The organism is Pseudomonas sp. GD03858 (genome assembly GCF_029840925.1).
Taxonomy (GTDB): Bacteria; Pseudomonadota; Gammaproteobacteria; order Pseudomonadales; family Pseudomonadaceae; genus Aquipseudomonas.
The window spans coordinates 1-23259 of record NZ_JAOCDM010000012.1; the positions used below are offsets into that span (position 1 = coordinate 1).

The 23259-nt window shown below is 65.7% G+C and carries 21 protein-coding genes; 7 read left to right on the plus strand and 14 right to left on the minus strand.

What is annotated here, in order from left to right; genetic code table 11:
• Positions 1-42: 42 nt before the first annotated feature.
• The 6 genes from N5D48_RS05485 to pmbA all read right to left on the minus strand — a co-directional run bounded on the left by N5D48_RS05485 (position 43) and on the right by pmbA (position 5376).
• The gene (locus N5D48_RS05485; RefSeq protein ID WP_279882139.1) at positions 43-936 is read right to left on the minus strand and encodes a ZIP family metal transporter; all 894 of its coding nucleotides are present in this window, start codon (positions 934-936) and stop codon (positions 43-45) included.
• 11 nt (positions 937-947) lie between these two features.
• The gene (locus tag N5D48_RS05490) at positions 948-1559 is read right to left on the minus strand and encodes a superoxide dismutase (RefSeq protein ID WP_279881990.1); all 612 of its coding nucleotides are present in this window, start codon (positions 1557-1559) and stop codon (positions 948-950) included.
• Between the two features lies 1 nt (position 1560).
• On the minus strand, positions 1561-2022 hold the full coding sequence (locus N5D48_RS05495; protein ID WP_279881993.1) for a hypothetical protein: 462 nt from the start codon (positions 2020-2022) through the stop codon (positions 1561-1563).
• 25 nt (positions 2023-2047) lie between these two features.
• Positions 2048-3424, minus strand: coding sequence for a class II fumarate hydratase (locus N5D48_RS05500; protein ID WP_279881996.1), 1377 nt, complete (start codon positions 3422-3424; stop codon positions 2048-2050).
• Positions 3417-3821, minus strand: coding sequence for a FagA protein (locus N5D48_RS05505; protein ID WP_279881999.1), 405 nt, complete (start codon positions 3819-3821; stop codon positions 3417-3419). Before N5D48_RS05505 ends, N5D48_RS05500 begins: the two co-directional genes overlap by 8 nt.
• Before the next feature lie 208 nt (positions 3822-4029).
• Positions 4030-5376, minus strand: a complete 1347-nt coding sequence (pmbA, locus tag N5D48_RS05510) for a metalloprotease PmbA (protein WP_279882002.1) — start codon at positions 5374-5376, stop codon at positions 4030-4032.
• A gap of 109 nt (positions 5377-5485) precedes the next feature.
• Between pmbA and yjgA the strand changes: the two genes are divergently transcribed.
• A complete protein-coding gene (yjgA, locus tag N5D48_RS05515) occupies positions 5486-6007 on the plus strand; it encodes a ribosome biogenesis factor YjgA (protein WP_028689647.1) in 522 nt (173 codons plus the stop codon).
• A 138-nt stretch (positions 6008-6145) separates the two neighbouring features.
• Here the strand turns inward: yjgA and tldD are convergent, their stop codons facing one another.
• The 8 genes from tldD to mreB form a co-directional block, all read right to left on the minus strand.
• Positions 6146-7585 (minus strand): metalloprotease TldD, encoded by a 1440-nt coding sequence (gene tldD / locus N5D48_RS05520; protein WP_279882006.1) that lies wholly within the window; start codon positions 7583-7585, stop codon positions 6146-6148.
• A 2-nt stretch (positions 7586-7587) separates the two neighbouring features.
• Positions 7588-8439 (minus strand): carbon-nitrogen hydrolase family protein, encoded by an 852-nt coding sequence (locus tag N5D48_RS05525; RefSeq protein ID WP_279882141.1) that lies wholly within the window; start codon positions 8437-8439, stop codon positions 7588-7590.
• A gap of 13 nt (positions 8440-8452) precedes the next feature.
• Positions 8453-12268: a YhdP family protein gene (locus N5D48_RS05530; RefSeq protein WP_279882008.1), complete on the minus strand. Its 3816-nt coding sequence runs from the start codon at positions 12266-12268 to the stop codon at positions 8453-8455.
• Between the two features lie 82 nt (positions 12269-12350).
• A complete protein-coding gene (gene rng / locus N5D48_RS05535; RefSeq protein WP_279882011.1) occupies positions 12351-13808 on the minus strand; it encodes a ribonuclease G in 1458 nt (485 codons plus the stop codon).
• A gap of 54 nt (positions 13809-13862) precedes the next feature.
• Positions 13863-14462 carry a Maf family protein gene (locus N5D48_RS05540; protein WP_279882013.1) on the minus strand — a complete coding sequence of 200 codons (600 nt, stop codon included), beginning with the start codon at positions 14460-14462 and terminating at the stop codon, positions 13863-13865.
• A gap of 28 nt (positions 14463-14490) precedes the next feature.
• The gene (mreD, locus tag N5D48_RS05545) at positions 14491-14979 is read right to left on the minus strand and encodes a rod shape-determining protein MreD (protein WP_279882015.1); all 489 of its coding nucleotides are present in this window, start codon (positions 14977-14979) and stop codon (positions 14491-14493) included.
• Positions 14979-16010: a rod shape-determining protein MreC gene (gene mreC, locus N5D48_RS05550; protein ID WP_279882143.1), complete on the minus strand. Its 1032-nt coding sequence runs from the start codon at positions 16008-16010 to the stop codon at positions 14979-14981. Before mreC ends, mreD begins: the two co-directional genes overlap by 1 nt.
• A 164-nt stretch (positions 16011-16174) precedes the next feature.
• Positions 16175-17212 (minus strand): rod shape-determining protein MreB, encoded by a 1038-nt coding sequence (gene mreB, locus N5D48_RS05555; RefSeq protein WP_003255163.1) that lies wholly within the window; start codon positions 17210-17212, stop codon positions 16175-16177.
• 202 nt (positions 17213-17414) lie between these two features.
• Between mreB and gatC the strand changes: the two genes are divergently transcribed.
• The 6 genes from gatC (at position 17415) to N5D48_RS05585 (ending at position 22647) form a co-directional block, all read left to right on the plus strand.
• Positions 17415-17702 (plus strand): Asp-tRNA(Asn)/Glu-tRNA(Gln) amidotransferase subunit GatC, encoded by a 288-nt coding sequence (gatC, locus tag N5D48_RS05560; RefSeq protein ID WP_134689941.1) that lies wholly within the window; start codon positions 17415-17417, stop codon positions 17700-17702.
• Between the two features lie 15 nt (positions 17703-17717).
• A complete protein-coding gene (gene gatA / locus N5D48_RS05565) occupies positions 17718-19169 on the plus strand; it encodes an Asp-tRNA(Asn)/Glu-tRNA(Gln) amidotransferase subunit GatA (RefSeq protein ID WP_279882019.1) in 1452 nt (483 codons plus the stop codon).
• 11 nt (positions 19170-19180) lie between these two features.
• Positions 19181-20626, plus strand: coding sequence for an Asp-tRNA(Asn)/Glu-tRNA(Gln) amidotransferase subunit GatB (gatB, locus tag N5D48_RS05570; RefSeq protein WP_279882021.1), 1446 nt, complete (start codon positions 19181-19183; stop codon positions 20624-20626).
• A 144-nt stretch (positions 20627-20770) separates the two neighbouring features.
• The gene (locus tag N5D48_RS05575; protein ID WP_279882024.1) at positions 20771-21145 is read left to right on the plus strand and encodes a septal ring lytic transglycosylase RlpA family protein; all 375 of its coding nucleotides are present in this window, start codon (positions 20771-20773) and stop codon (positions 21143-21145) included.
• A 61-nt stretch (positions 21146-21206) separates the two neighbouring features.
• Positions 21207-22250 carry a calcium/sodium antiporter gene (locus N5D48_RS05580; protein WP_279882145.1) on the plus strand — a complete coding sequence of 348 codons (1044 nt, stop codon included), beginning with the start codon at positions 21207-21209 and terminating at the stop codon, positions 22248-22250.
• A gap of 10 nt (positions 22251-22260) precedes the next feature.
• The gene (locus tag N5D48_RS05585) at positions 22261-22647 is read left to right on the plus strand and encodes a carboxymuconolactone decarboxylase family protein (RefSeq protein WP_279882027.1); all 387 of its coding nucleotides are present in this window, start codon (positions 22261-22263) and stop codon (positions 22645-22647) included.
• Positions 22648-23259 lie beyond the last annotated feature (612 nt).

A 23259-nucleotide genomic window follows, 5' to 3' on the forward strand; every position in this document is an offset into this window, starting at 1 on the left:
CTTTCGCGACACAAGGCCGCTCCTACAGGGGCCGTGCCGAGCTCAGGACAGCGCCGTGTCCATGACCATCATCAGGCAGAACCCGACACACAGCCCCAGACTCGCCAAACGGTGATGCCCATTGCTGCGCGACTCGGGAATGACCTCCTGGGTCACCACCAGCAACATCGCCCCCGCCGCACAGGCCAGACCCAACGGCAGCAGCAGCTCGGCGACATTCACCAGCCAGGCACAGACCACCGCCGCCAACGGCTCGACCAGCCCGGACGCGGCGCCGATCAGGAACGCCTTGAAACGCGGCATGCCCGCCCCTGCCAGCACCAGCGCGATCACCAGCCCTTCCGGCACATCCTGCAGGGCGATGCCCATGGCCAGGCTGTCGGCATCGGGCATGCCGCCACCGGCGGAAACGCCAATGGCCATGCCTTCGGGAATGTTGTGGGCAATGATCGCGATGACGAACAACCAGATCCGTGCCGCGATCACCGGCTGCTGCGCCGTGCCCACCAGGGCCTCGGGTGAAGCCCCGGAGACCTTCAGGTCGACCAGGAACAGGCACAGGGCCCCGAACAGCAAGCCCGCGCTGATCAGGGCGCCGGCTCCCCAGGGAGTGAAGCCGATGGACAGGGCCGCCCCCAGCCCGGGAATGATCAGGGAAAACGCGGTGGCCGCAAGCATCACGCCCGCGCCGAAGCCCAACAGGGTATCGGCCAGGGCCACCGGCATGTTGCGAATGACCAGCACCGGTACCGCGCCCAGCGCCGTGCCCAACGCGCACAGGGCACCGCCCTCCAGGGCCCGCAACATGCGCGGCTCCAAGTCGAGCCAGGCGATGCCCCGAGCCACCAGCAAGGCACTGCCGACCAGCAACAGCAAAGTCCCCAGCGCCTGGCGGAACAGACGCACACTGCCGACAGACAACACCTGCGAGCGCATACCGGTTCGACTCACTTCAAGGCTTCAAGGTAGCGACGTTCGACTTCGGCCCAGTCGACCACGTTGTAGAACGCGCCAATGTATTCCGGACGACGGTTCTGGTACTTCAGGTAGTAGGCGTGCTCCCACACGTCCAGGCCGAGGATCGGCGTGTTGCCATGCATGAGCGGACTGTCCTGGTTGCCGCTGCTCTCCACCACCAGTTTTTTCTCCGGGGTCACGCTGAGCCAGGCCCAGCCGCTGCCGAAGCGCGTCAGCGCGGCCTTGGTGAAGGCCTCCTTGAATGCCTCGAAACCGCCGAGTTGCGTTTCGATGGCCTTGGCCACCTGCCCGTGGGGCTGGCCGCCGCCCTTGGGCGACATCACGGTCCAGAACAACGTGTGGTTGGCGTGCCCGCCGCCCTGGTTGATCACCGCGCCCTGCAGCTTCTCGGGCAGCTGCTTGACCGCGCCCACCAGCTTTTCCACCGGCCATTCGGCCCACTCGGTGCCTTCGATGGCGGCGTTGAGGTTGTTGATATAGGTCTGGTGGTGCTTGCTGTGGTGGATCTCCATGGTCTGGGTATCGATGTGCGGTTCCAGCGCATCGTAGGCGTAAGGCAAAGCAGGCAAGGTATGGGGCATATCAGTGGATTCCGTAGGCGGGTGTGCGATCAGTGATATCCGTTTGTGCGGCCAGCTCGCTGGCAGCCGGCGCCTGGCGATTGAGCAGGCGTTCGGTGCGCGGATACTGGCCGTATTCGGCGATGAAACTCAGCAATTCGGTGTAGGTGCGCCCGCTGTGGCGCAACGCGGCATCGCGCAGCGCCTGGGGCAGACGCTGGTCCTGGCTGGCCTGGAGCAGCCGCTGGTGGGCGGCACACAGGTAGTCGGCGCTTTCGTGCGGCTGGTTCAGGCGCAGGTGCAGGTCAGCCAGGTTGTGATGGGCGATGACCAGCGCGGCCACCGCTTCGTCGACGTCATGCCAGCGCTCGAACAGCACCTGGGCCAGCGCCAGCGCTTGCAGGCAGTGTTCCCGGGCATCGACCAGCTCACCCTGCTCGAACAGGCGATTGGCGGTTTGCGTGGTGCGTCTCCAGTGCTGCATGACGTGCCTCCAGGGCGGCCTTGGCTCAGATGCCGCCAGCGGTGAGTTTTTCCGGGTCCAGCAGGGCTTCGAGCTGGTCACGCGACAGGTCGGTGTGTTCCAGCGCCACCTCGATGATCGGCCGCCCCTGCTTGTAGGCGGTCTTGGCGATTTCGGCGGCCTTGAGGTAGCCGATGATCGGGTTCAACGCGGTGACCAGGATCGGGTTGCGCGACAGCGCTTCCTTGAGTTTGGTTTCGTTGACCTTGAAGCTGGCGATGGCCTTGTCGGCCAGCAGGCGACTGACGTTGGCCAGCAGCTCGATGCTCTCCAGCAGGTTGCGGGCGATCACCGGCAGCATCACGTTCAGCTCGAAGTTGCCCGACTGGCCGGCCACGGCGATGGTGGCGTCGTTGCCGATCACCTGGGCGGCGACCATCGCGGTGGCCTCCGGGATCACCGGGTTGACCTTGCCCGGCATGATCGAAGAGCCCGGTTGCAGCCCTTGCAGTTCGATTTCGCCGAGGCCGGCAAGGGGGCCGGAGTTCATCCAGCGCAGGTCGTTGGCGATCTTCATCAGCGCCACGGCGGCCGTCTTGAGCTGGCCCGAGAGCGCCACGGCAGTGTCCTGGGAGCCGATCAGGGCGAACAGGTTCTCTCCCGGGGTGAACTCGACCTTGGTCAGGCCGCTGAGCTGGCGGGCGAAACCGGCGGCAAACTGCGGATGGGCGTTGATCCCGGTCCCCACGGCGGTACCGCCCTGGGCCAGCGCCTGCAAGCTCGGCAACGTGTCTTCGATATGCGCCTGGGCGCCCTTGATCTGCGCCGCCCAACCGCCGAGCACCTGGCTCATGCGCACCGGCATGGCGTCCATCAGGTGAGTGCGGCCGGTCTTCACGTACTGGTGCACTTCGACCGCCTTGGCGTCGATCACCTGGGTCAGGTGCCGCAGGGCCGGCAGCAGTTGCTCGTGCAGGGCCAGGGCCGCGCTGACATGAATGGTGGTGGGGATGATGTCGTTGCTGCTCTGGCCACAGTTGACGTGGTCGTTGGCGTTGACCGGCTCGCCCAGCACGCGACTGGCCAGGGTGGCGATGACCTCGTTGGCGTTCATGTTCGAGCTGGTGCCGGAACCGGTCTGGAACACATCCACCGGGAAGTGCTGGATGAAATCGCCGGCCAGCAGCTGCTCCACCGCCTTGACGATGGCCTCGCCCTGCCCCGCGCTCAGTTGCGCAAGCTCGACATTGGCCTTGGCCGCCGCAGCCTTGGCCAGCAGCAGGGCACGGATGAACTGGGTCGGCATCGGCTTGCCACTGACCGGGAAGTTGTCGACCGCGCGCTGGGTCTGGGCGCCGTACAGGGCCTGGGCCGGCACCTGCAGCTCACCCATGCTGTCACGCTCGATACGGGTATCACTCATCGTCTTCAAGTCCTTGCATCAGTTCTTCGGGAGAAATCGACGGCAGCAGCACGCAGTTGGCGAGCTGCAGCGCATAGGGCTGCCAGCGTTGGTTCTGTTCGCGGCGATCGAGGTTGCGCAGGTCCAGCAACGGACGCCAGGCCTGGTCCAGGCACAGGCAGCGCCAATGCCAGGGCAGCATGCGGTCGTTGGCGGTATCCAGCAGCAGGCGGAAGGCGGTCAGCGCCACCGTCCAGGGCGAGGTCTCGGTGCAGCACACCAGGTAGCGGCCTTCGGCCAGGTAGTGCTCGATCAGGCGCGGCTCGTCGGGTTCGAGGGCGCAGCGGATGCGACGGCTGAGCCAGCGCCAGTTTTCCAGGTAGGGCAGTTCGTGGAGGACGGGTTTCATGAACATCATCGCCGGGTGACTGGATAATGATATTCATTATTAAGTGATAAATAGAATCAGTTCAAGCTAGACGATAGGCAAAAGAAACCCGGCGCGATGGCCGGGTCCTTTGCAAGACATGAGCAGGGCAGCGTGGGAGCGAGCTTGCCTCGCGATTGCAGGTGAGATTATCGCGGGGCAAGCCCGCTCCCACGCTCCCCAGCCAATAGAGCGCCGATCAGCTGCCAGCCACCGTCATCCGCTCGATCAGCACCGAGCCACTGTGGATATTGCTGCGGGTCTCGATATCGCTGCCGATCGCCACGATCTGCTGGAACATGTCCTTCATATTGCCGGCGATGGTCACTTCCTGGACCGGGAACTGGATCTCGCCATTTTCGACCCAGAAGCCCGCAGCACCACGCGAATAGTCACCAGTCACCATGTTCAGGCCATGCCCCATCAGCTCGGTCACCAGCAGGCCGCGCCCCATGCGCCGGATCAGCGCCGCCTGGTCCTCCACGCCATGGGTGACGAACAGGTTGTGCACGCCACCGGCGTTGGCGGTGCTCGGCAGTTGCAGCTTGCGCCCGGAATAGGTGCCGAGGATGTAGGACACCAGCTCGCCCTTGTCGACGAACGGCTTGGCGTAGGTGGCCAGGCCATCACCGTCGAATGCCGCGCTACCCAATGCACGCGGAATGTGCGGGCGTTCGTCGAGGGTCAGCCAGGTGGGGAACAGGCGCTGGCCGAGGCAGCCCTCGAGGAAGGACGACTTGCGGTACAGGTTGCCGCCGGAAATCGCCGAGAGGAAGCTGCCGAACAGGCCACCGGCCAGCTCGGCCGAGAACAGCACCGGCACCTCGCAGGTCGGCACCGGGCGGGCGCCCAGGCGGCTGGCGGCACGTTGCGCGGCGCGCTGGCCGATGCTGCGCGGGTCGGCCAAAAGCTGGCCCTGGCGGTTGACGTCATACCAGTAGTCACGCTGCATCTGTCCATCGCCCTCGGCGATCATCACGCAGCTCAGGCTGTGCCGGGTGGACGCGTAGCCGCCGATGAAGCCATGGCTGTTGCCATAGACCCGCACGCCCTGGTGGGTGTTGAGGGTGGTGCCATCGGCATTGAGGATGCGCTTGTCGGCGTCGAAGGCCGCCGCCTCGCAGGCCAGCGCCATCTCGATGGCCTTCTGCGGCTCGATGTCCCAGTCGTGGTACAGGTCCAGGTCAGGGATCTCGCGGGCCATCAAGGCGGCATCGGCCAGCCCCGAACACTCGTCCTCGGAGGTGTGCTTGGCGATTGCCAGGGCCGCCGCGACGGTCTCGCGGATCGCCTCAGGGCCGCTGGCCGAGGTGCTGGCCGAGCCCTTGCGCTGGCCTACGTAGAGGGTGATGCCAAAGCCCTGGTCGCGATTGAACTCGACGGTCTCGACTTCGCGCTGGCGCACCGTGGTGGACAGGCCCTGCTCCAGCGACACCGCCACTTCGCAGGCGCTGGCGCCCTGGCGGCGCGCCTCGGCGACGATCGCCTCGACCTGCTCCTGCAACGCCGGCAGGTCCTTGGGGCCTACGCTCTGGACTGCACTCATGGTTCTCTCCACTGAAAATTCTGCGTACGGCTTGGGTCATTCTACGACCGGGCCGGACAAGCGGCCCCCGACTGGTTATCATGGCGGCGATTTCCTGCGGACTGCCCCCATGGTTGATTCTTACGACGACGCCTTCGATGGCGAAAAAAGCAAAACCCAGATCAAGCGCGAGCTGCATGCGCTGGTCGAGCTCGGTGAGCGCCTCACCACCCTCAAGGCCGACACCCTGGCTCGCCTGCCGCTCACCGACGAGCTGCGCAAGGCGCTGGAGGAAGCCAGCAAGCACACCGCCCACGGCGCCCGCAAACGCCACATGTCGTTCGTCGGCAAGCTGATGCGCGTGCAGGACCTGGACGCCATCCATGCCGTGCTCGAGCAGGTCGACAGCTCGACCCGCCAGTACAACGAGCGCTTCCACGGCCTCGAGCGCTGGCGCGACCGCCTGATCGACGGCAACGACGAGGACCTCGAGCGCTTCGTCAACGAGTTCCCCGACACCGATCGCCAGCACCTGCGCTCGCTGATCCGTCATGCCCAGCACGAGAAGGCGCGGAACAAGCCGCCGGCGGCTGCGCGTAAAGTGTTCAAGTACATCCGCGACCTCGACGAGGTCCAGCGCGGCCTGCGTTAAACCCAGAACCGGTTCGCCCTCACAGGTAAGCATGGATGCCCTCTGTGGGAGCGGGTTCACCCGCGAACACCGGCGCAGCCGGTGCCATACACCGCGTCGCCTTCTTCGCGGGTAAACCCGCTCCCACAAGGTTCGGCGTCAAGCGCCGGTACCGCCCACGGTAATGGCATCCAGCTTCAGGGTCGGCTGGCCAACGCCCACCGGCACCGATTGTCCATCCTTCCCGCACGTGCCCACGCCGCTGTCCAGCGCCAGGTCGTTACCGACCATCGATACCCCCCGCATCGCCTCCGGGCCATTGCCGATCAAGGTCGCGCCCTTGACCGGCGCGGTGATCTTGCCGTCCTCGATCAGGTAGGCCTCGCTGGTGGAGAACACGAACTTGCCGCTGGTGATGTCCACTTGGCCACCGCCGAGATTGGCGCAGTAGATGCCCTTCTTCACCGACTTGATGATTTCCTCGGGATCGCTGTCGCCAGCGCGCATGTAGGTGTTGGTCATGCGCGGCATCGGCAGGTGGGCGTAGGATTCACGCCGGCCGTTGCCGGTCACCGCCATGCCCATCAGGCGGGCATTGAGCTTGTCCTGCATGTAGCCCTTGAGGATGCCGTTCTCGATCAGCGTGGTGCATTCGGTCGGCGTGCCTTCATCATCGACGCTGAGCGAGCCGCGACGACCCTCCAGGGTACCGTCGTCGACGATGGTGCACAGGCTCGAGGCCACTTTCTCGCCGATCCGGCCACTAAACGCCGAGCTGCCCTTGCGGTTGAAGTCGCCTTCCAGGCCGTGGCCGACCGCCTCGTGCAGCAGCACGCCCGACCAGCCTGGGCCAAGCACCACCGGCAGCGTGCCGGCCGGCGCCGGGATCGCCTCGAGGTTGACCAGGGCCTGGCGCAGCGCCTCGCGGGCATAGCCCATCACCCGCTCCTCGGTGAAGAAACGGTAGTCGGTGCGGCCACCACCACCCTGCCCGCCGCGCTCGCGACGACCATTGTGCTCGACGATCACACTGACGTTGAAACGCACCAGCGGCCGCACATCGGCGGCCAGGCTGCCATCGGTGGCGGCGACCAGGATGCGCTCCCAGACCCCAGCCATGCTCACGCTGACCTGCTGGATGCGCGGATCGAGGGCGCGGGTGGCGGCATCGACACGCTTGAGCAGCTCGACCTTCTCGGCACGGCTGAGCACATCCAGTGGGTTGTCCTGCGCATACAGCGCGGTCACGTCCTGACTACGGAACGCCTGCACCTTGCCGTTCTGCCCAGCGCGGGAAATCGAACGGGCCGCGCGGGCCGCGGAAGTCAGGGCTTCGAGGTTGATCGCGTTGCTGTAGGCGAAGCCAGTCTTCTCGCCGGACTGGGCGCGCACGCCCACGCCCTGATCGAGGTTGAAACTGCCTTCCTTGACGATGCCGTCCTCCAGCGCCCAGGTCTCCGAGATCTGGCCCTGGAAGTACAGGTCGGCGGCGTCGATGCCGGGCCCGGCCAGCTCGCCCAGTACCGTCTGCAAGCTGTCGAGGGTCAGACCGCCCGGGGCCAGGAGCTGCTCGCTGACGGTGGATAAAATCTCGCTCATAGTCACTCCGAGGTGTGCGCAGGCCGCAAGGCGTCCTGCGAGAAAAAGCGCCGGTGCGTGACCACCGGCATGCGCGCCCGGATGGACGCCTGTTCTTCACTGTCGCGCGTGGCGAGCAATACCGCTTCGCCCCGCGCCTGTTGCGCGACGATCCGCCCCCAGGGGTCGACGATCGCCGCCTGGCCGTGGGTTTCCCGCGGCCCCGGATGCAGGCCGCCCTGGGCGGCCGCCAATACATAGCACTGGGTCTCGATGGCCCGCGCGCGAATCAGCACTTCCCAGTGCGCCGCACCGGTCACCGCGGTGAACGCCGCCGGCGCGCTGATCAGCTCTGCCCCGGCGGCGCGCAAGGCGCTGTACAGCTCGGGGAAGCGCAGGTCATAGCACACCGACAGGCCCAGGCGGCCGACGGGTGTGTCGGCCACCACCACCTGGCTGCCATGGGCATAATCGTCGGACTCCCGGTAACGCCCGCGGTTGTCGGCCACGTCCACATCGAACAGGTGCAGCTTGTCGTAGCGCGCGGCGATCTCGCCGTGCTCGTCGATCAGCAGCGAGCAAGCATGCGCCTTGGCATCCGGCTCGCCGACCGGTGGCAGCGGCAAGGTGCCGGCGACAATCCATAACCTGAGGTCGCGAGCGGTGCGTTTCAACCAGGGCAGGATCGGCCCTTCGCCCAGCGCTTCGGCCCGACCGATCGCCGCGGCATCGCGCCGGCCCATGGCGGCGAAGTTCTCGGGCAGCACCGCCAGCCGAGCGCCACCCGCGGCGGCCTGTTCCAGCAACACCCTGGCACGCTGCAGGTTGGCCAACACATCGTCCTGGCTGACCATCTGGATCACTGCTGAGATCATCGCCACCCCGGGCTCATTTATCGAAAGGTTTCACAAAGGTGATTCTAGGCTCTTTGATCGGCCCCTCGACGCGATAGTGCACGCTGGCGAAGCGCGCCACCCGATCACCGATCAAACGATCGACCAGGAACAGCGCGCCACCGACCGCCGGCGCGCCGACGATCAACGCGGCCAGCGGCAAGTTGTTGGTCACCGGCAAGGTCACCAGCAGCTTGGCATCGACCCGGTCACGAACGAAGTCCATGGTGCCGTCGAGTTCGAAATTGCTCGACGGCCCAGTGACGGTGATCGGCTCGCGGGTCACGTAGACCCCTTCGCTGGCCACCAGCAGGCCCTTGACCCGGTCGTAGGCCAGGCCCTTGCTGAACAGGTCGGAGAAGTCCAGGCGCAGGCGTCGACCGATGGAGTTGAAGTTGAGCAGGCCGAACACCCGCAGGGCCTGGGCGCTGCCTTCGACTTCGACGAACTGGCCGCTGCGCAAGGCTGCGTCGAGGCTGCCGGAGTAACGGTTGAGGCTGACCCAGGCTGGCGAGCCCGACCACCGGCCATCCACGTCCATGCGAAAATCGCGGCTGGTCACGGTGGGCGCGAAGCCCCAGGCCTTGAGCACATCGCCCAGGTTCTTGCCGTCCAGTCGCCCCTTGTACCAGCTCGACGACTTGCCGGGTTCGCCTTCCCAGCCGCCACTGCCGTCGATATGCAAGCCCTTGAGGTCCAGGTCGATATCGCTCATCGCCGTGCCGCGAGGTGTCTGCCGCAGTTTCAGGGTGGCACTGCCGAACAGCTCGTCGCCGCGATACAGCTTGTCGATGGTCAGGTCCAGCGGCGGCACCTTGCGTGGATCGATATCGGCCAGTGGATCCGGGGCGTTTTCGTCCTGTGCTTCGTTCGGGTCGGCCGCGGGCAGGCGCAGGGTCTGCAGACGAATGGTCATCGGCGTGGCCTTGGCATCGGGAATGCGCGCATTGCCGATCACCTCCTTGCTGTCCAGGCGCAGGTCCCAGGCCGCACCGCCACGCGCCAGGCGGACCACCGCCTGGTTGAGGTCCATGCCGAAGGCCTTGAGCTGGCCGATGCTCAGGTCCACGCCCTGCAGGTTCTGCCGCGCGCTGCCGCCCGGGTCCTTGCCGGCCAGGCGCTCCATCTGCTGCTGCCAGGGCGCAAGGTCCAGCGCCTCGAGCCGACCGCGCACACGCAGGCCCTGGCCGGTCGGCAGGCTGGCATCGCCCGTGCCCAACAGCAGTTCACCTCGGCCCTGATCCAGCTTGTCGGCGGGCGCGGCATAGGCGAAGCGGGCAAGGTCGGTGTAGCTGGCATCGATGCGTCGCTCCGGTCCTTGCAGCGATAGCCCGAAGCGACTGTCACGGGTTTCCCCGGCACTCTTGCCGAACGGTGCCGGCAGGTCGATGGCCAGCCCCTTGAGCGATGAGTTGACGGTAAGCCGGTTGTCACGGCTGCCCAGCATCACTTGCAACTGATAGGGCAGTTCGCCCGACACCGGCAACGGTTGCTGGAATTGCAGCCAGTCGGTCAAGGCCTTCAGGCCGACCTGACCATTGGCGCTGATGCGGGTCTGGATCTGCCCGTCCTGGCCTTCGGCGGCGATCTGGGCGCTGACCGGTTTGCCGAACGCCTGCAAGGTGATGTCCTTGCCGCTGAGGCCTTTGTCGAAATCGAAGCTGAAGTTGCCCTTCAGGCGGCTCAGTTCCAGGCTCGGCGGCGCTACTTTCAAGGTCGCGTCAGCGGTCGCGAAATCCACCAGCACCTTGGGACGCTGGCCGTGTGCCAAGGGGATATCGAGCTTGACCTTGCCCTTGAGCGGCCCCTCGCCTTCCCAGCCGGCGAAGATCTCACCCGTGCCGATGGGCGCTTCCTTGAGGATCTTCAGGCCGTCGCCAAGGCGGCCATCGAAGTTGCCTTCGAGCAACAGATGGCTGTGCTGATCGCCCTCGACATGGGGAATGTTCACGCTGACATCGCTGACCTGGGTGTCGAGCAGCAATCCGCGGTTGGCCTTGATGCGCACCCCGGTGTCCTCGATGTAGACATTGCCGTCGACCTGCTGCACCTGCGGCCAGCCGGGCTGGAAGTCCAGCGCCGCATCATGGACCTTGAAGAACAGGCTGATATCCCGGGCGTGGGGCGGCGCGTCGTGGTGCAGCGAGCCTTGGTACTGGAAGTAGCCCTCATCGACGTTGCCCTTGACGATGGCGCTGCGCAGCCATTCGTCCAGTGCCGGGCTGAGCACCTCGGGCAGGTACTTGGCGGTGTAGCGCCCATCCCCCTCGGTAAGGCCGACGCGCAGGTCCATGTAGTCTTCGTGGCCGGGCTCCAGGTGAATGCGGATCAGGAAGTCCGCGGCGATCTTGCCTTCGTCGCCCAGCACCTTGATATAGGGGGCGACCAGGGTGAAGGCCTGCTTGTCGAGCGTCCAGGTCAGGCGCGCGTTGGCCTTCGGGTAGTGCCAGGGTTTGCCGAAGATCGGGTACAGGTGCAGCATGAACGCCTGGGTATCCAGGCGCAGCTCGCCATGGCCGAGATCACCGCTGATGGCGCCGGTCACGTTGCCGGCGGCCGGCGCGCCGTGATAGGCGTCGAAACCGACCTTCTCCAGATTGGCGGCGAACTGCACGCGCTGGTCACCTTCGGCCTTGGGACGGATGTCCAGGCGTACATTGCGCAGCGAGCCGGTCACCTTGAGCGCATCGACCACGGTCATCAGCTTGTCCGGCAGCGGCGCCAAGGCATCGATCAACGGCGTCAGCGGCGTCAGGTCGAGGCGGTCGGCCTGCACCTGCCAGCTTTCCTCGGCCGGATTCTGGCCAGGGCGCTGCGCCAGTTGCAGATGGGACTCCCAACGGGTCTTGCCCAGGCTCATGGCCAGTGAATCGACGGCGACGTCGAAGCCCTGGTCGTTGCGCTGGAACCAGGCCGACAAGGCCAGGTTGTCCAGGGTGACGGCCTTGCGCCCGGTGTAGGCGCCCTTGAGCTGCGGTGCGTTGAGGCGGACCGTCGCCTGTTGCAGCTGCCCCTTGCTCCAGTCGACCCAGAACTCACCACCGGCACGCAGCGTCCCGGCCTGCCACTGGCCCAGCAGCTTCGGCGGCAACCAGCGTGCCCAGTCGCTCTGCGGCAGGCTCAGGTAAGCCTGCACCCGCCCGTCACGCCAGGTCTTGGCGCTGGCGCGGCTATTCAGGCTCACGGCCAGGGGCTGACCATCGGGCAGCGTGGCGCGCAGGTCGATGCTCTGGCGCGAAGCCCCGGCTTGCAGGCCCAGGCTGACATAGGTGAGTGTCAGCGGATCGCGTTTCCAGGCGTGCAGGGTGACCTGACTGTCGAACACATCGATGCGCCCCAACTGGCGAAGGCGCTTGAGCGCATCGGCGGGGTCCAACGGTGCATCATCCTTTTTCGGCAGGCCTTCGAGGGCCCAGGCGCCCTGCTCGTCTTCACGCAGGATCAGTTGCAACCCACTGAGCTGAATACGTGCAAGACGCACCTCACGCGCCTTGATACTGGCCCACAGGTCCGGCACCAGCCTGACATCGTCCAGGCGCAAGGCGCCCGCGCCCTCGCCCAGTTGCAAGTCGCGCACGCGCAATACCGGCGCCAGCCCGCTCCAGCGGCCCTCCAGCGCGCCGACATGCACGGGCAGGCCCAAGGCCTGTTCGGCCTTGAGCTCGGCATCGGCACGGTATTCGGCGACCAGGGGTACCAGTTGCCGACCGAGGCTGACATACAGCGCCACCAGCACCGCCAGCAGGGCGCAGATTCCCAGCCCCCAGCGGGTCAAGGCGCCCAGAACGCGGGTCAGACGTTCCATGGCCATGGCCCTCCAAGTCGTCCCTTAACTATGGCCGGTGTATAGCGCTTTGCCAGCCCATCCTTGGGGCAACCGCTTTCAGCACGGGTCAGAGCAGCACCACATCGTATTGTTCCTGGGAATACATGGACTCCACCTGGAAGCGGATGGTTCGCCCGATGAACGTCTCCAGTTCGGCGACGTTACCCGATTCCTCGTCGAGCAGGCGGTCCACCACCTTCTGGTTGGCCAGCACCCGGTAGCCCTCGGCCTGGTAGGCGCGGGCCTCGCGGAGGATCTCGCGGAAAATTTCGTAACAGATCGTCTCGGGAGTCTTCAGCTTGCCACGCCCCTGGCAGGCGGCGCAGGGCTCGCACAGCACCTGTTCGAGGCTCTCGCGGGTACGCTTGCGAGTCATCTGCACCAGGCCCAGCTCGGTGATGCCGATGATGTTGGTCTTGGCGTGATCGCGCTCGAGCTGCTTCTCCAGGGTACGCAGGACCTGGCGCTGGTGCTCCTCGTCCTCCATGTCGATGAAGTCGATGATGATGATCCCGCCGATGTTGCGCAGGCGCAGTTGCCGGGCAATGGCGGTGGCCGCCTCGAGGTTGGTCTTGAAGATCGTCTCTTCGAGGTTGCGATGGCCGACGAAGGCGCCGGTGTTGACGTCGATCGTGGTCATCGCCTCTGCCGGGTCGACCACCAGGTAGCCACCGGACTTGAGTGGCACCTTGCGCTCCAGGGCGCGCTGGATCTCGTCCTCGACACCGTACAGGTCGAAGATCGGTCGTTCGCCGGGGTAATGCTCCAGGCGGTCGGCGATTTCGGGCATCAGCTCGGCGACGAACTGCGTGGTTTTCTGGAAGGTCTCCCGTGAGTCGATGCGAATCTTCTCGATCTTCGGGTTGACCAGGTCGCGCAGGGTGCGCAGGGCCAGGCCGAGGTCCTCATAGATGACGGTCGGCGCGCCGCAGGTCTGGATCTGCGAGCCGATCTGCTCCCACAGCCGGCGCAGGTAGCGGATGTCCTGGAGGATATCCTCGGCACGGGCGCCCTCGGCGGCGGTGCGCAGGATGAAACCCCCGGCATCCTTCATCTCTTCCTGGGCCATGCAGTCGGTGACCACCTGCTTGAGGCGATCACGCTCGGCTTCCTCTTCGATCTTCAACGAAATGCCGACATGGCTGCTGCGCGGCATGTACACCAGATAGCGCGACGGAATCGACAGCTGGGTGGTCAGGCGCGCGCCCTTGGTGCCGATGGGGTCCTTGGTGACCTGCACCACCAGCGCCTGTCCCTCGTGAACCAGGGCGGTGATGGTCTCCACCGCCGAACCTTCGCGCTGGGAGATTTCCGAGGCATGGATGAACGCCGCCCGCTCCAGGCCGATGTCGACGAACGCCGCCTGCATGCCCGGCAGCACGCGCACCACCTTGCCCTTGTAGATATTGCCGACGATGCCACGGCGCTGGGTGCGCTCCACGTGCACCTCCTGCAGGACTCCGTTCTCCACCACCGCCACGCGCGATTCCATCGGGGTGATGTTGATCAGGATCTCTTCACTCATGGCGCGCTCTCGTCAGGGGTCTGGGGTAATGATGGATTGCTGCGGCGTGGCTGGCTAGCGCTGTGCGGAATCCTCTTGCAGTTGCCAACATGGCACGCCGAATTGCTCGAGCAGTTCGGCGGTTTCACTCAGGGGCAGGCCGACCACGGCCGAGTAGCTGCCCTCGATGCCGCTGACGAACACCGCGCCCAATCCCTGGATGGCATAGCCACCGGCTTTGTCGACCGGCTCGCCGCTGTCCCAGTAGCGCAGTGCTTCCTCGAAAGAGATGGTGCGAAAACGCACGGTGGTGCTGACGCAGCGGCTGACACTGCGCTGGCCATCGGTCAGCGCCACGGCGGTCAGCACCTGGTGTTCGCGCTTGGAAAGGTCGCCGAGCATGGCCAGCGCCTGCTCGCGATTCTCGGGCTTGCCAAGGATCTGGCCATCGAGCACCACGGTGGTGTCGGCGCCCAGTACCACGCCCGCTTCATCGGTATGGGCGAATCCGGCCACGGCCTTGGCCTGGGCCAGACGCTCGACATAGGCCGCCGGCGCTTCGCCCGGCAGCGGGGTTTCATCGATGGGCGCGCTGACGACAGTGAACGGCACGCCGATCTGGGTCAGCAGTTCACGGCGACGAGGTGAGCCGGAGGCCAGGTACAGCTGGGGCATTGGACTTCTCCCTGTCGATGACGGCGCGTCAGTGGATGTGCAGGCGACGGCGCAGGCCGCGCAGGGCGAAGCTGACCCAAGGCCAGAGCAAGGCGCTGATCACCGCCGACCAGACCAGTGCCAGGGTCGGCAGGCGATTGCCGGTCAAGGCGCTGAGCCAGAGCTGAATCAGCTGGGCGATGCCGAAGACCACCAGGATCACCAGACTCTGCTGCCACATGGGGAACATGCGCAGGCGCTGCTGCAACGACAACACCAGGAAGGTGATCAGGGTGAGGATCAGCGCGTTCTGGCCAAGCAAGGTGCCGTACAGCACATCTTCGGCCAGGCCAAGCACGAACGCGGTGGTCATGCCGACCTTGCCGGGCACGGCAAGGGTCCAGAAGGCCAGCAGCAGCGCCAGCCACATGGGCCGGAACACTTCCATGAACTGCGGCATGGGCGAGACGCTGAGCAACAGGCCAATGGCGAAGGTCAGCCAGATGGCCCAGCCGTTTCTGCTACGGGTGCTGGCCATTATTGTCTCCGGGGTTGAGCGGGCGCGGCGGGCGGATGGGCCTCGGTCGCGCCGTTGGCCGCGGGTGCCGGCGCCACGGGTGCAGCGGCAGGTGGCGTGGCGGCTGGCGCGACGGGCGCCGGGCTGGCCGGGGCCTGGCCATGGCTGGCGCCCTGGCGGTCGGCTTCTTCCTGGGCGATCGCCGCTTCGGTGGCACGCTCTTCCGGCGTGCGCCGGTCGCTGAACACCAGCAGCATGTAGCGGCTGCGGTTGAGCGCGGCGGTGGGAATGGCGCGAACGATGGCGAACGGCTGGCCGGAATCGTGGATCACTTCGTTGACCGTGGCCACCGGGTAGCCGGCCGGGAAGCGCTGGCCCATGCCCGAGCTGACCAGCAGGTCGCCTTCCTTGATGTCGGCGGTGTCGGCCACGTGGCGCAACTCCAGGCGCTCCGGGTTGCCAGTGCCACTGGCGATGGCGCGCAAACCGTTGCGGTTGACCTGCACCGGAATGCTGTGAGTGGTGTCGGTGAGCAACAGCACCCGCGAGGTGTAAGGCATCAGCTCGACCACTTGGCCCATCAGGCCACGGGCGTCGAGCACCGGTTGGCCGAGGAACACGCCGTCGCGCTCGCCCTTGTTGATCAGGATGCGGTGGGTGAACGGATTGGGATCGACACCGATCAGCTCGGCGACCTCGACCTTCTCGTTGACCAGCGCCGACGAATTGAGCAACTCGCGCAGGCGCACGTTCTGCTCGGTCAGGGCCGCCAGCTTCTGCAGGCGCCCCTGCAACAGCAGGGCCTCGGTCTTGAGTTTCTCGTTCTCGGCGATCAGCTCGGTGCGGCTGCCGAACTGGCCGGCCACGCCCTGCCACATGCGCTGCGGCAGATCGGTGATCCAGTAGGATTCCATCAGCACCAGGCCCATCTGGCCACGCACCGGCTTGAGCAGGTCGAAGCGCGAGTCGACCACCATCAACGCGATCGACATCACCACCAGTACCAGCAGGCGAACGCCCAGCGAGGGGCCCTTGGAGAAAAGCGGTTTAATGGGCCGTTCCTCGTGGACGACTCAGGAGGTCATTGGACATGGGGCAATGCACCGGCCTGCTTGCGGATTGACGAAAACGGCGCCCGGAGGGGCGCCAGCACAGCGCATACAGGTAGCACTGTGCGTGCCACCTGTAAACCTGAGGATACGCGACTCGCCGGCGATCACTCGCTGGAGAGCAGGTCCATGGCGTGCTTGTCCATCATCTCCAGGGCACGACCGCCGCCACGGGCGACACAGGTCAGCGGGTCTTCGGCGACGATGACCGGCAGGCCGGTCTCCTGGGCCAGCAGCTTGTCCAGGTCGCGCAGCAGCGCGCCACCGCCGGTCAGCACCAGGCCGCGCTCGGCGATATCCGAGGCCAGCTCCGGCGGCGATTGCTCCAGGGCGCTCTTGACCGCCTGGACGATGGTCGCCAGCGACTCCTGCAGGGCTTCGAGCACTTCGTTGGAGTTCAGAGTGAAGGCGCGCGGCACGCCCTCGGCCAGGTTGCGGCCACGCACGTCGACTTCACGCACTTCGCCACCCGGGTAGGCGGTACCGATTTCCTGCTTGATGCGCTCGGCGGTGGACTCGCCGATCAGGCTGCCGTAGTTGCGGCGCACATAGGTGACGATGGCTTCGTCGAAACGGTCGCCGCCAACGCGCACGGACTCGGCGTAGACCACGCCATTGAGCGAGATCAGGGCGATTTCGGTGGTGCCGCCGCCGATATCGACGACCATCGAGCCACGGGCCTCTTCGACCGGCAGGCCGGCACCGATGGCCGCGGCCATCGGTTCTTCGATCAGGAACACTTCGCGGGCACCGGCGCCGAGGGCCGACTCACGAATGGCACGGCGCTCGACCTGGGTCGACTTGCACGGCACGCAGATCAGCACACGTGGGCTGGGCTGCAGGAAGCTGTTTTCGTGCACCTTGTTGATGAAATACTGCAACATTTTTTCACAAACGCTGAAGTCGGCGATCACGCCGTCCTTCATCGGACGAATGGCTGCGATGTTGCCGGGGGTGCGGCCCAGCATGCGCTTGGCTTCGGTACCGACTGCGACGACGCTTTTCTGGTTGCCGTGGGTACGGATGGCAACAACCGAGGGCTCATTCAGGACGATACCGCGCTCACGCACGTAGATAAGGGTGTTGGCAGTACCCAGGTCGATGGACAGATCGCTGGAAAACATGCCACGCAGTTTCTTGAACATGGGAAAGTGACCCTGGGGAAAGCGTGGGTAAAAAAGTGCGGCAAACTCTAACAATGGCAGGGATTTTGGGCAAGGAGCCAATATGTTAAATTGGCTGTTTTTCCGAGCATGCCTGCCGATGATCGCGGCCCTTTGACCGCCGGAATCCCGGCATGTTCCCCATCACGGACCCATTCCGTTCCTCGAATTCCCGGAGATCCCCATGGCGCTGCAACGCTCCGACGTGGAAAAGATCGCCCATCTGGCCCGCCTGGGCCTGAATGAAGGCGAACTGCCACGCATCACCGATGCCCTGAACAGCATTCTCGGGCTGGTCGACCAGATGCAAGCCGTCGACACCACCGGCATCGAACCGCTCGCCCACCCGCTGGAGACCACCCAGCGCCTGCGCCCCGACCAAGTCACCGAAAGCAACCAGCGCGACCGCTACCAGGCCGTCGCCCCGTCGACCGAGAACGGTCTGTACCTGGTTCCGAAAGTCATCGAATAAGGGATTGCGCCTGCCATGCATCAACTCACCCTGGCCGAGATCGCCCGTGGTCTCGCCGACAAATCGTTTTCCTCGCAAGAGCTGACCGGCGCCCTGCTGTCGCGCATCAAGCAGCTCGACCCGCAGCTCAACAGCTTCATCACCGTCACCGAGGCGCAGGCCCTGGAGCAGGCGCGTGCCGCCGACGCCCGTCGCGCCGCCGGTGAAACCGGCGCGCTGCTGGGCGCGCCGATCGCCCACAAGGACCTGTTCTGCACCAACGGCGTGCGCACCAGCTGCGGCTCGAAGATGCTCGACAACTTCAACGCCCCGTATGACGCCACCGTGGTCGCCAAGCTGGCCGAAGCCGGCATGGTCACCCTGGGCAAGACCAACATGGACGAGTTCGCCATGGGCTCGGCCAACGAGTCCAGCCACTACGGCCCGGTGAAGAACCCGTGGAACCTCGAGCACGTGCCGGGCGGTTCGTCCGGCGGCTCGGCCGCCGCCGTGGCCGCGCGCCTGCTGCCGGCCACCACCGGTACCGACACCGGCGGCTCGATCCGCCAGCCGGCGGCACTGACCAACCTCACCGGTCTCAAGCCAACCTACGGCCGCGTCTCGCGCTGGGGCATGATCGCCTATGCCTCGAGCCTCGACCAGGGCGGCCCGCTGGCCCGCACCGCCGAAGACTGCGCCCTGCTGCTGCAAGGCATGGCCGGTTTCGATGCCAAGGACTCGACCAGCGTCGATGAGCCGGTGCCGGACTACAGCGCCAACCTCAACGCCTCGCTGCAAGGCCTGCGCATCGGCCTGCCGAAGGAGTACTTCGGCGCCGGCCTCGACCCGCGCATCGCCGAGCTGGTCCAGGCCAGCGTCAAGGAGCTGGAAAAGCTCGGCGCTGTGGTCAAGGAAATCAGCCTGCCGAACATGCAGCACGCCATCCCGGCGTACTATGTGATCGCCCCGGCGGAAGCCTCCTCCAACCTGTCGCGCTTCGACGGCGTGCGCTTCGGCCACCGCTGCGCGAACCCGACCAACCTGATCGACCTGTACGAACGTTCCCGTGGCGAAGGTTTCGGCGCGGAAGTGCAGCGGCGCATCATGGTCGGCACCTACGCCCTGTCGGCCGGCTACTACGACGCCTACTACATCAAGGCCCAGCAGATCCGCCGCCTGGTCAAGAACGACTTCATGGCCGCCTTCCACGACGTCGACGTGATCCTCGGCCCGACCACGCCGAACCCGGCCTGGAAGCTTGGCGCCAAGAGCGCCGACCCGGTCGCCGCCTACCTGGAAGACGTCTACACCATCACCGCCAACCTGGCGGGCCTGCCGGGCCTGTCGATGCCGGCCGGCTTCGTCGACGGCCTGCCGGTGGGCGTGCAACTGCTGGCCCCGTACTTCCAGGAAGGCCGCCTGCTCAACATCGCGCACCGTTACCAGCAAGTCACCGACTGGCACACCCGCGCCCCCAACGGCTTCTGAGGAGTTCACACATGCAATGGGAAGTTGTGATCGGGCTGGAGATTCATACCCAGCTCGCCACCCAGTCGAAGATCTTCTCCGGCAGCGCCACCACCTTCGGCTCCGAGCCGAACACCCAGGCCAGCCTGGTTGACCTTGGCATGCCCGGCGTACTGCCGGTGCTCAACCAGGAAGCCGTGCGCATGGCGTGCATGTTCGGCCTGGCGATCGATGCCGAGATCGGCCCGCGCAACGTATTCGCGCGCAAGAACTACTTCTACCCCGACCTGCCCAAGGGCTACCAGATCAGCCAGATGGACCTGCCGATCGTCGGCAAGGGCCACCTGGACATCGCCCTGGAAGACGGCACCATCAAGCGCATCGGCGTGACCCGCGCGCACCTTGAAGAAGACGCCGGCAAAAGCCTGCACGAAGACTTCAACGGCGCCAGCGGCATCGACCTGAACCGCGCCGGCACCCCGCTGCTGGAGATCGTCTCCGAGCCGGACATGCGCAGCGCCAAGGAGGCCGTGGCCTACGTCAAGGCGATCCACGCCCTGGTGCGCTACCTGGGCATCTGCGACGGCAACATGGCCGAAGGCTCGCTGCGCTGCGACTGCAACGTCTCGGTGCGCCCGAAAGGCCAGGCCGAGTTCGGCACCCGCTGCGAGATCAAGAACGTCAACTCGTTCCGTTTCGTCGAAAAGGCGATCAACTACGAGGTCCAGCGCCAGATCGACCTGATCGAGGACGGCGGCACGGTGGTGCAGGAAACCCGCCTGTACGACCCGAACAAGGACGAGACCCGTTCGATGCGCAGCAAGGAGGAAGCCAACGACTACCGTTACTTCCCCGACCCGGACCTGCTGCCGGTGGTGATCGAGCCGAGCTTCCTCGAGACCGTGCGCGCCGCCCTGCCGGAGCTGCCCACGCAGAAGGTCGAGCGCTTCCAGAGCCAGTACGGCCTGTCGGCCTACGACGCCAACGTGCTGGCCTCCAGCCGCGAACAGGCCGACTACTTCGAGCAGGTGGTGAAGATCGGCGGCGACGCCAAGCTGGCCGCCAACTGGGTCATGGTCGAACTGGGCAGCCTGCTGAACAAGCTGGGGCTGGACATCGACCAGTCGCCGGTCAGCGCCGAGCACCTCGGCGGCATGCTGCTGCGCATCCGTGACAACACCATCAGCGGCAAGATCGCCAAGACCGTGTTCGAGGCCATGGCCGCCGGTGAAGGCGATGCCGACGGCATCATCGAAAGCAAAGGTCTCAAGCAGGTCACCGACACCGGCGCGATCGACAAGATGCTCGACGAGATGCTCGCCGCCAACGCCGAACAGGTCGAACAGTACCGCGCCGCCGACGAGGCCAAGCGCGGCAAGATGTTTGGCTTCTTCGTCGGTCAGGCGATGAAGGCATCGAAAGGCAAGGCCAACCCGGGGCAAGTGAACCAATTGCTCAAGGCCAAGCTCGAAGGGTGATTGTTTTACCCTCGTAGCCTTGCGAGGGCTTCGCCCTCGCTCGCGGGTAAACCCGCTCCCACAGGTACTGTGCTGCCCTTTTGGAACGGCACGGGACCTGTGGGAGCGGGTTTACCCGCGAAGGGCAGCACCGGAGCATTCGACTTGATCAAGCGTTCCCTCACCACCTTCACCCTCTTCGCCCTGCTGGCCGGCTGCGCCAGCCATGACCTCGCCCCCCGCGGCTACGACCAGACCGGCACCGCCTCCTACTACGGCGCCCGCCACCACGGCAAACGCACCGCCAGCGGCGAGCCCTTCAACCAGCACGGCCTCACCGCCGCCCACCGCAGCCTGCCCTTCGGCAGCCGGGTACTGGTCACCAATCTCGCCAACCAGCGTAGCGTCGTGGTGCGCATCAACGACCGCGGCCCGCATACTCGTGGCCGGTTGATCGACCTGTCACGCGCCGCCGCGGAAAAAATCGGCATGCTCCGTAGCGGAACCGCGCGAGTCCGGGTACAAGGTCTGAGCGACTGACCTGACTGGAGCCTTCGCCATTTTCGACCTGGCCACCCTTCCCACCTTCAGCCTGCTGCGACTGGGCCTGGGCCTGCTGCTGCTGATCATCGGCGCCGAACTGCTGGTGCGCGCCGCCCTGCGCCTGGCCACCCGCCTGCATGTGCGCCCGCTGATCATCGGCCTGAGCCTGGTAGCCTTCGGCAGCACCGCGCCACAGTTGACCGTGAGCCTGCAGGCCGCCTACCAGGGCGCCCCGGACGTGGCCGTCGGCAGTGTCGTCGGCAGCAACATCTTCAACGTGCTGGTGATTCTCGGCCTGGCGGCGCTGATCATTCCACTGCGCGTGTCGCGTCAGCTGGTGCGTCTGGATATCCCGTTGATGATCCTGGCCAGTGCGCTGGTATACCTGCTCGCGCTCAACGGCCAACTCGGACGCCTGGAAGGTGGTCTGCTGCTGCTCGGCCTGCTGGGCTACCTGGCCATGCTCTGGCATCAATCCCGCCACTACGCCCGCACCTACCCCGCGCCGAGTACCACGCACGCCAGCGCGCTGCGGTTCTGGAGCAGCACGGTGCTACAGATTGTCGTGGGCCTGAGCCTTCTGAGCCTCGCCGGTCACCTGCTGCTTGAAGCTGTAGTCGAGGTGGCGACCGATCTGGGCCTGTCCGAGCGCATCATCGGCCTGACCGTGGTTGCCGTGTGCACCTCGCTCCCGGAGCTTGCCGCCGCGTTGATCGCGGCCCTGCGCGGCGAGCGGGAGATCGCGGTGGGCACGGTGATCGGCAGCAACCTGTTCAATCTGCTGGCGGTGCTGGGGTTCACGGCAATGATCACCCCCGAGCCCCTGTCCATCTCGCCCAACGCCCTGGACTTCGACCTGCCGGTGATGCTCGGCGTCGCCGCCCTGTGCCTGCCGGTGTTCTATTCCGGTTACCGCGTCACTCGCGCCGAAGGCCTGGTGTTCCTGTGCCTGTACCTGGCCTACGGCCTGCACGTGGTGGCCTTCACCACCGGCATGCCGCTGGCCGGACGCCTTGAACGACTGATGCTGTTCTATGTGATGCCCGTGCTCGGGGTCGTGCTGCTGTACACCACGATCCGCGCCTGGCGCCGCCAACACTAAGGAAAACAACATGGCTGACACGAAACAGACCGGCGAGAGCATTCGCCGCCAGGTGATGGGCGATGCCTTCGTCGATCGCGCCCTGGGCAACGCGACCGCGTTCACCCAACCGCTACAGGATTTCGTCAACGAACATGCCTGGGGCAGCGTCTGGGCCCGTGACGGGCTGGCGCTGAAGACCCGCAGCCTGATCACCCTGGCCACCCTGACCGCGCTCAAGTGCCCGCAGGAACTCAAGGGTCACGTGCGTGGGGCGCTTAACAACGGCTGCACCGTCGAGGAGATCCGCGAGGCACTGCTGCATTGCGCGGTGTATGCCGGAGTGCCGGCGGCGATCGATGCGTTTCGCGCGGCGCAGGAAGTCATTGATAGCTATCAGGCGAGTTCCACCGACTGAGGGCATGCGCCCTGGCCTCGTGAGTGTTACCTATGTGAGTGAACTACTGTGCAACCCATGTGGGTGATCCAAATATTCTTTCGCGGGCAAGCCCGCTCCCACATGGATATATATGACCCTGTGGGAGCGGGCTTGCCCGCGAAGGCGACCTTGAGATCACACAGCTGCAACTAGCGTCAGCTGCGCCAGCCCAGGCGCCGCCCGTACCTTCGCGACTTCAGGAGGCCGAACGCAGGCCTTGCGGATGAGGGCAGGCGCCCTGGCCTCGTGACTGTTACCTATGTGAGTGAACTACTGTGTAACCCATGTGGGTGATCCAAATATTCTTTCGCGGGCTTGCCCGCGAAGGCGACCTTGAGATCACACAGCTGCAACTAGCGTCAGCTGCGCCAGCCCAGCCGCCGCCCGTATCTTCGCGACTTCAGGAGGCCGAACGCAGGCCTTGCGGAGGGAGGTGACGGGCATGGATGCCCGTCAAGCGCTGCGGCCCAGGATGGGCCGTTCAGCGCGGTCCTCCCGGGAGCAAGGCCGGAGTGAGGGGACCCGGAGCGAAGCGTAGGGCCGGATGAATGGAGCGCAGCGTTTTTTGGTTACTTTTTGTCGCGTTTGACA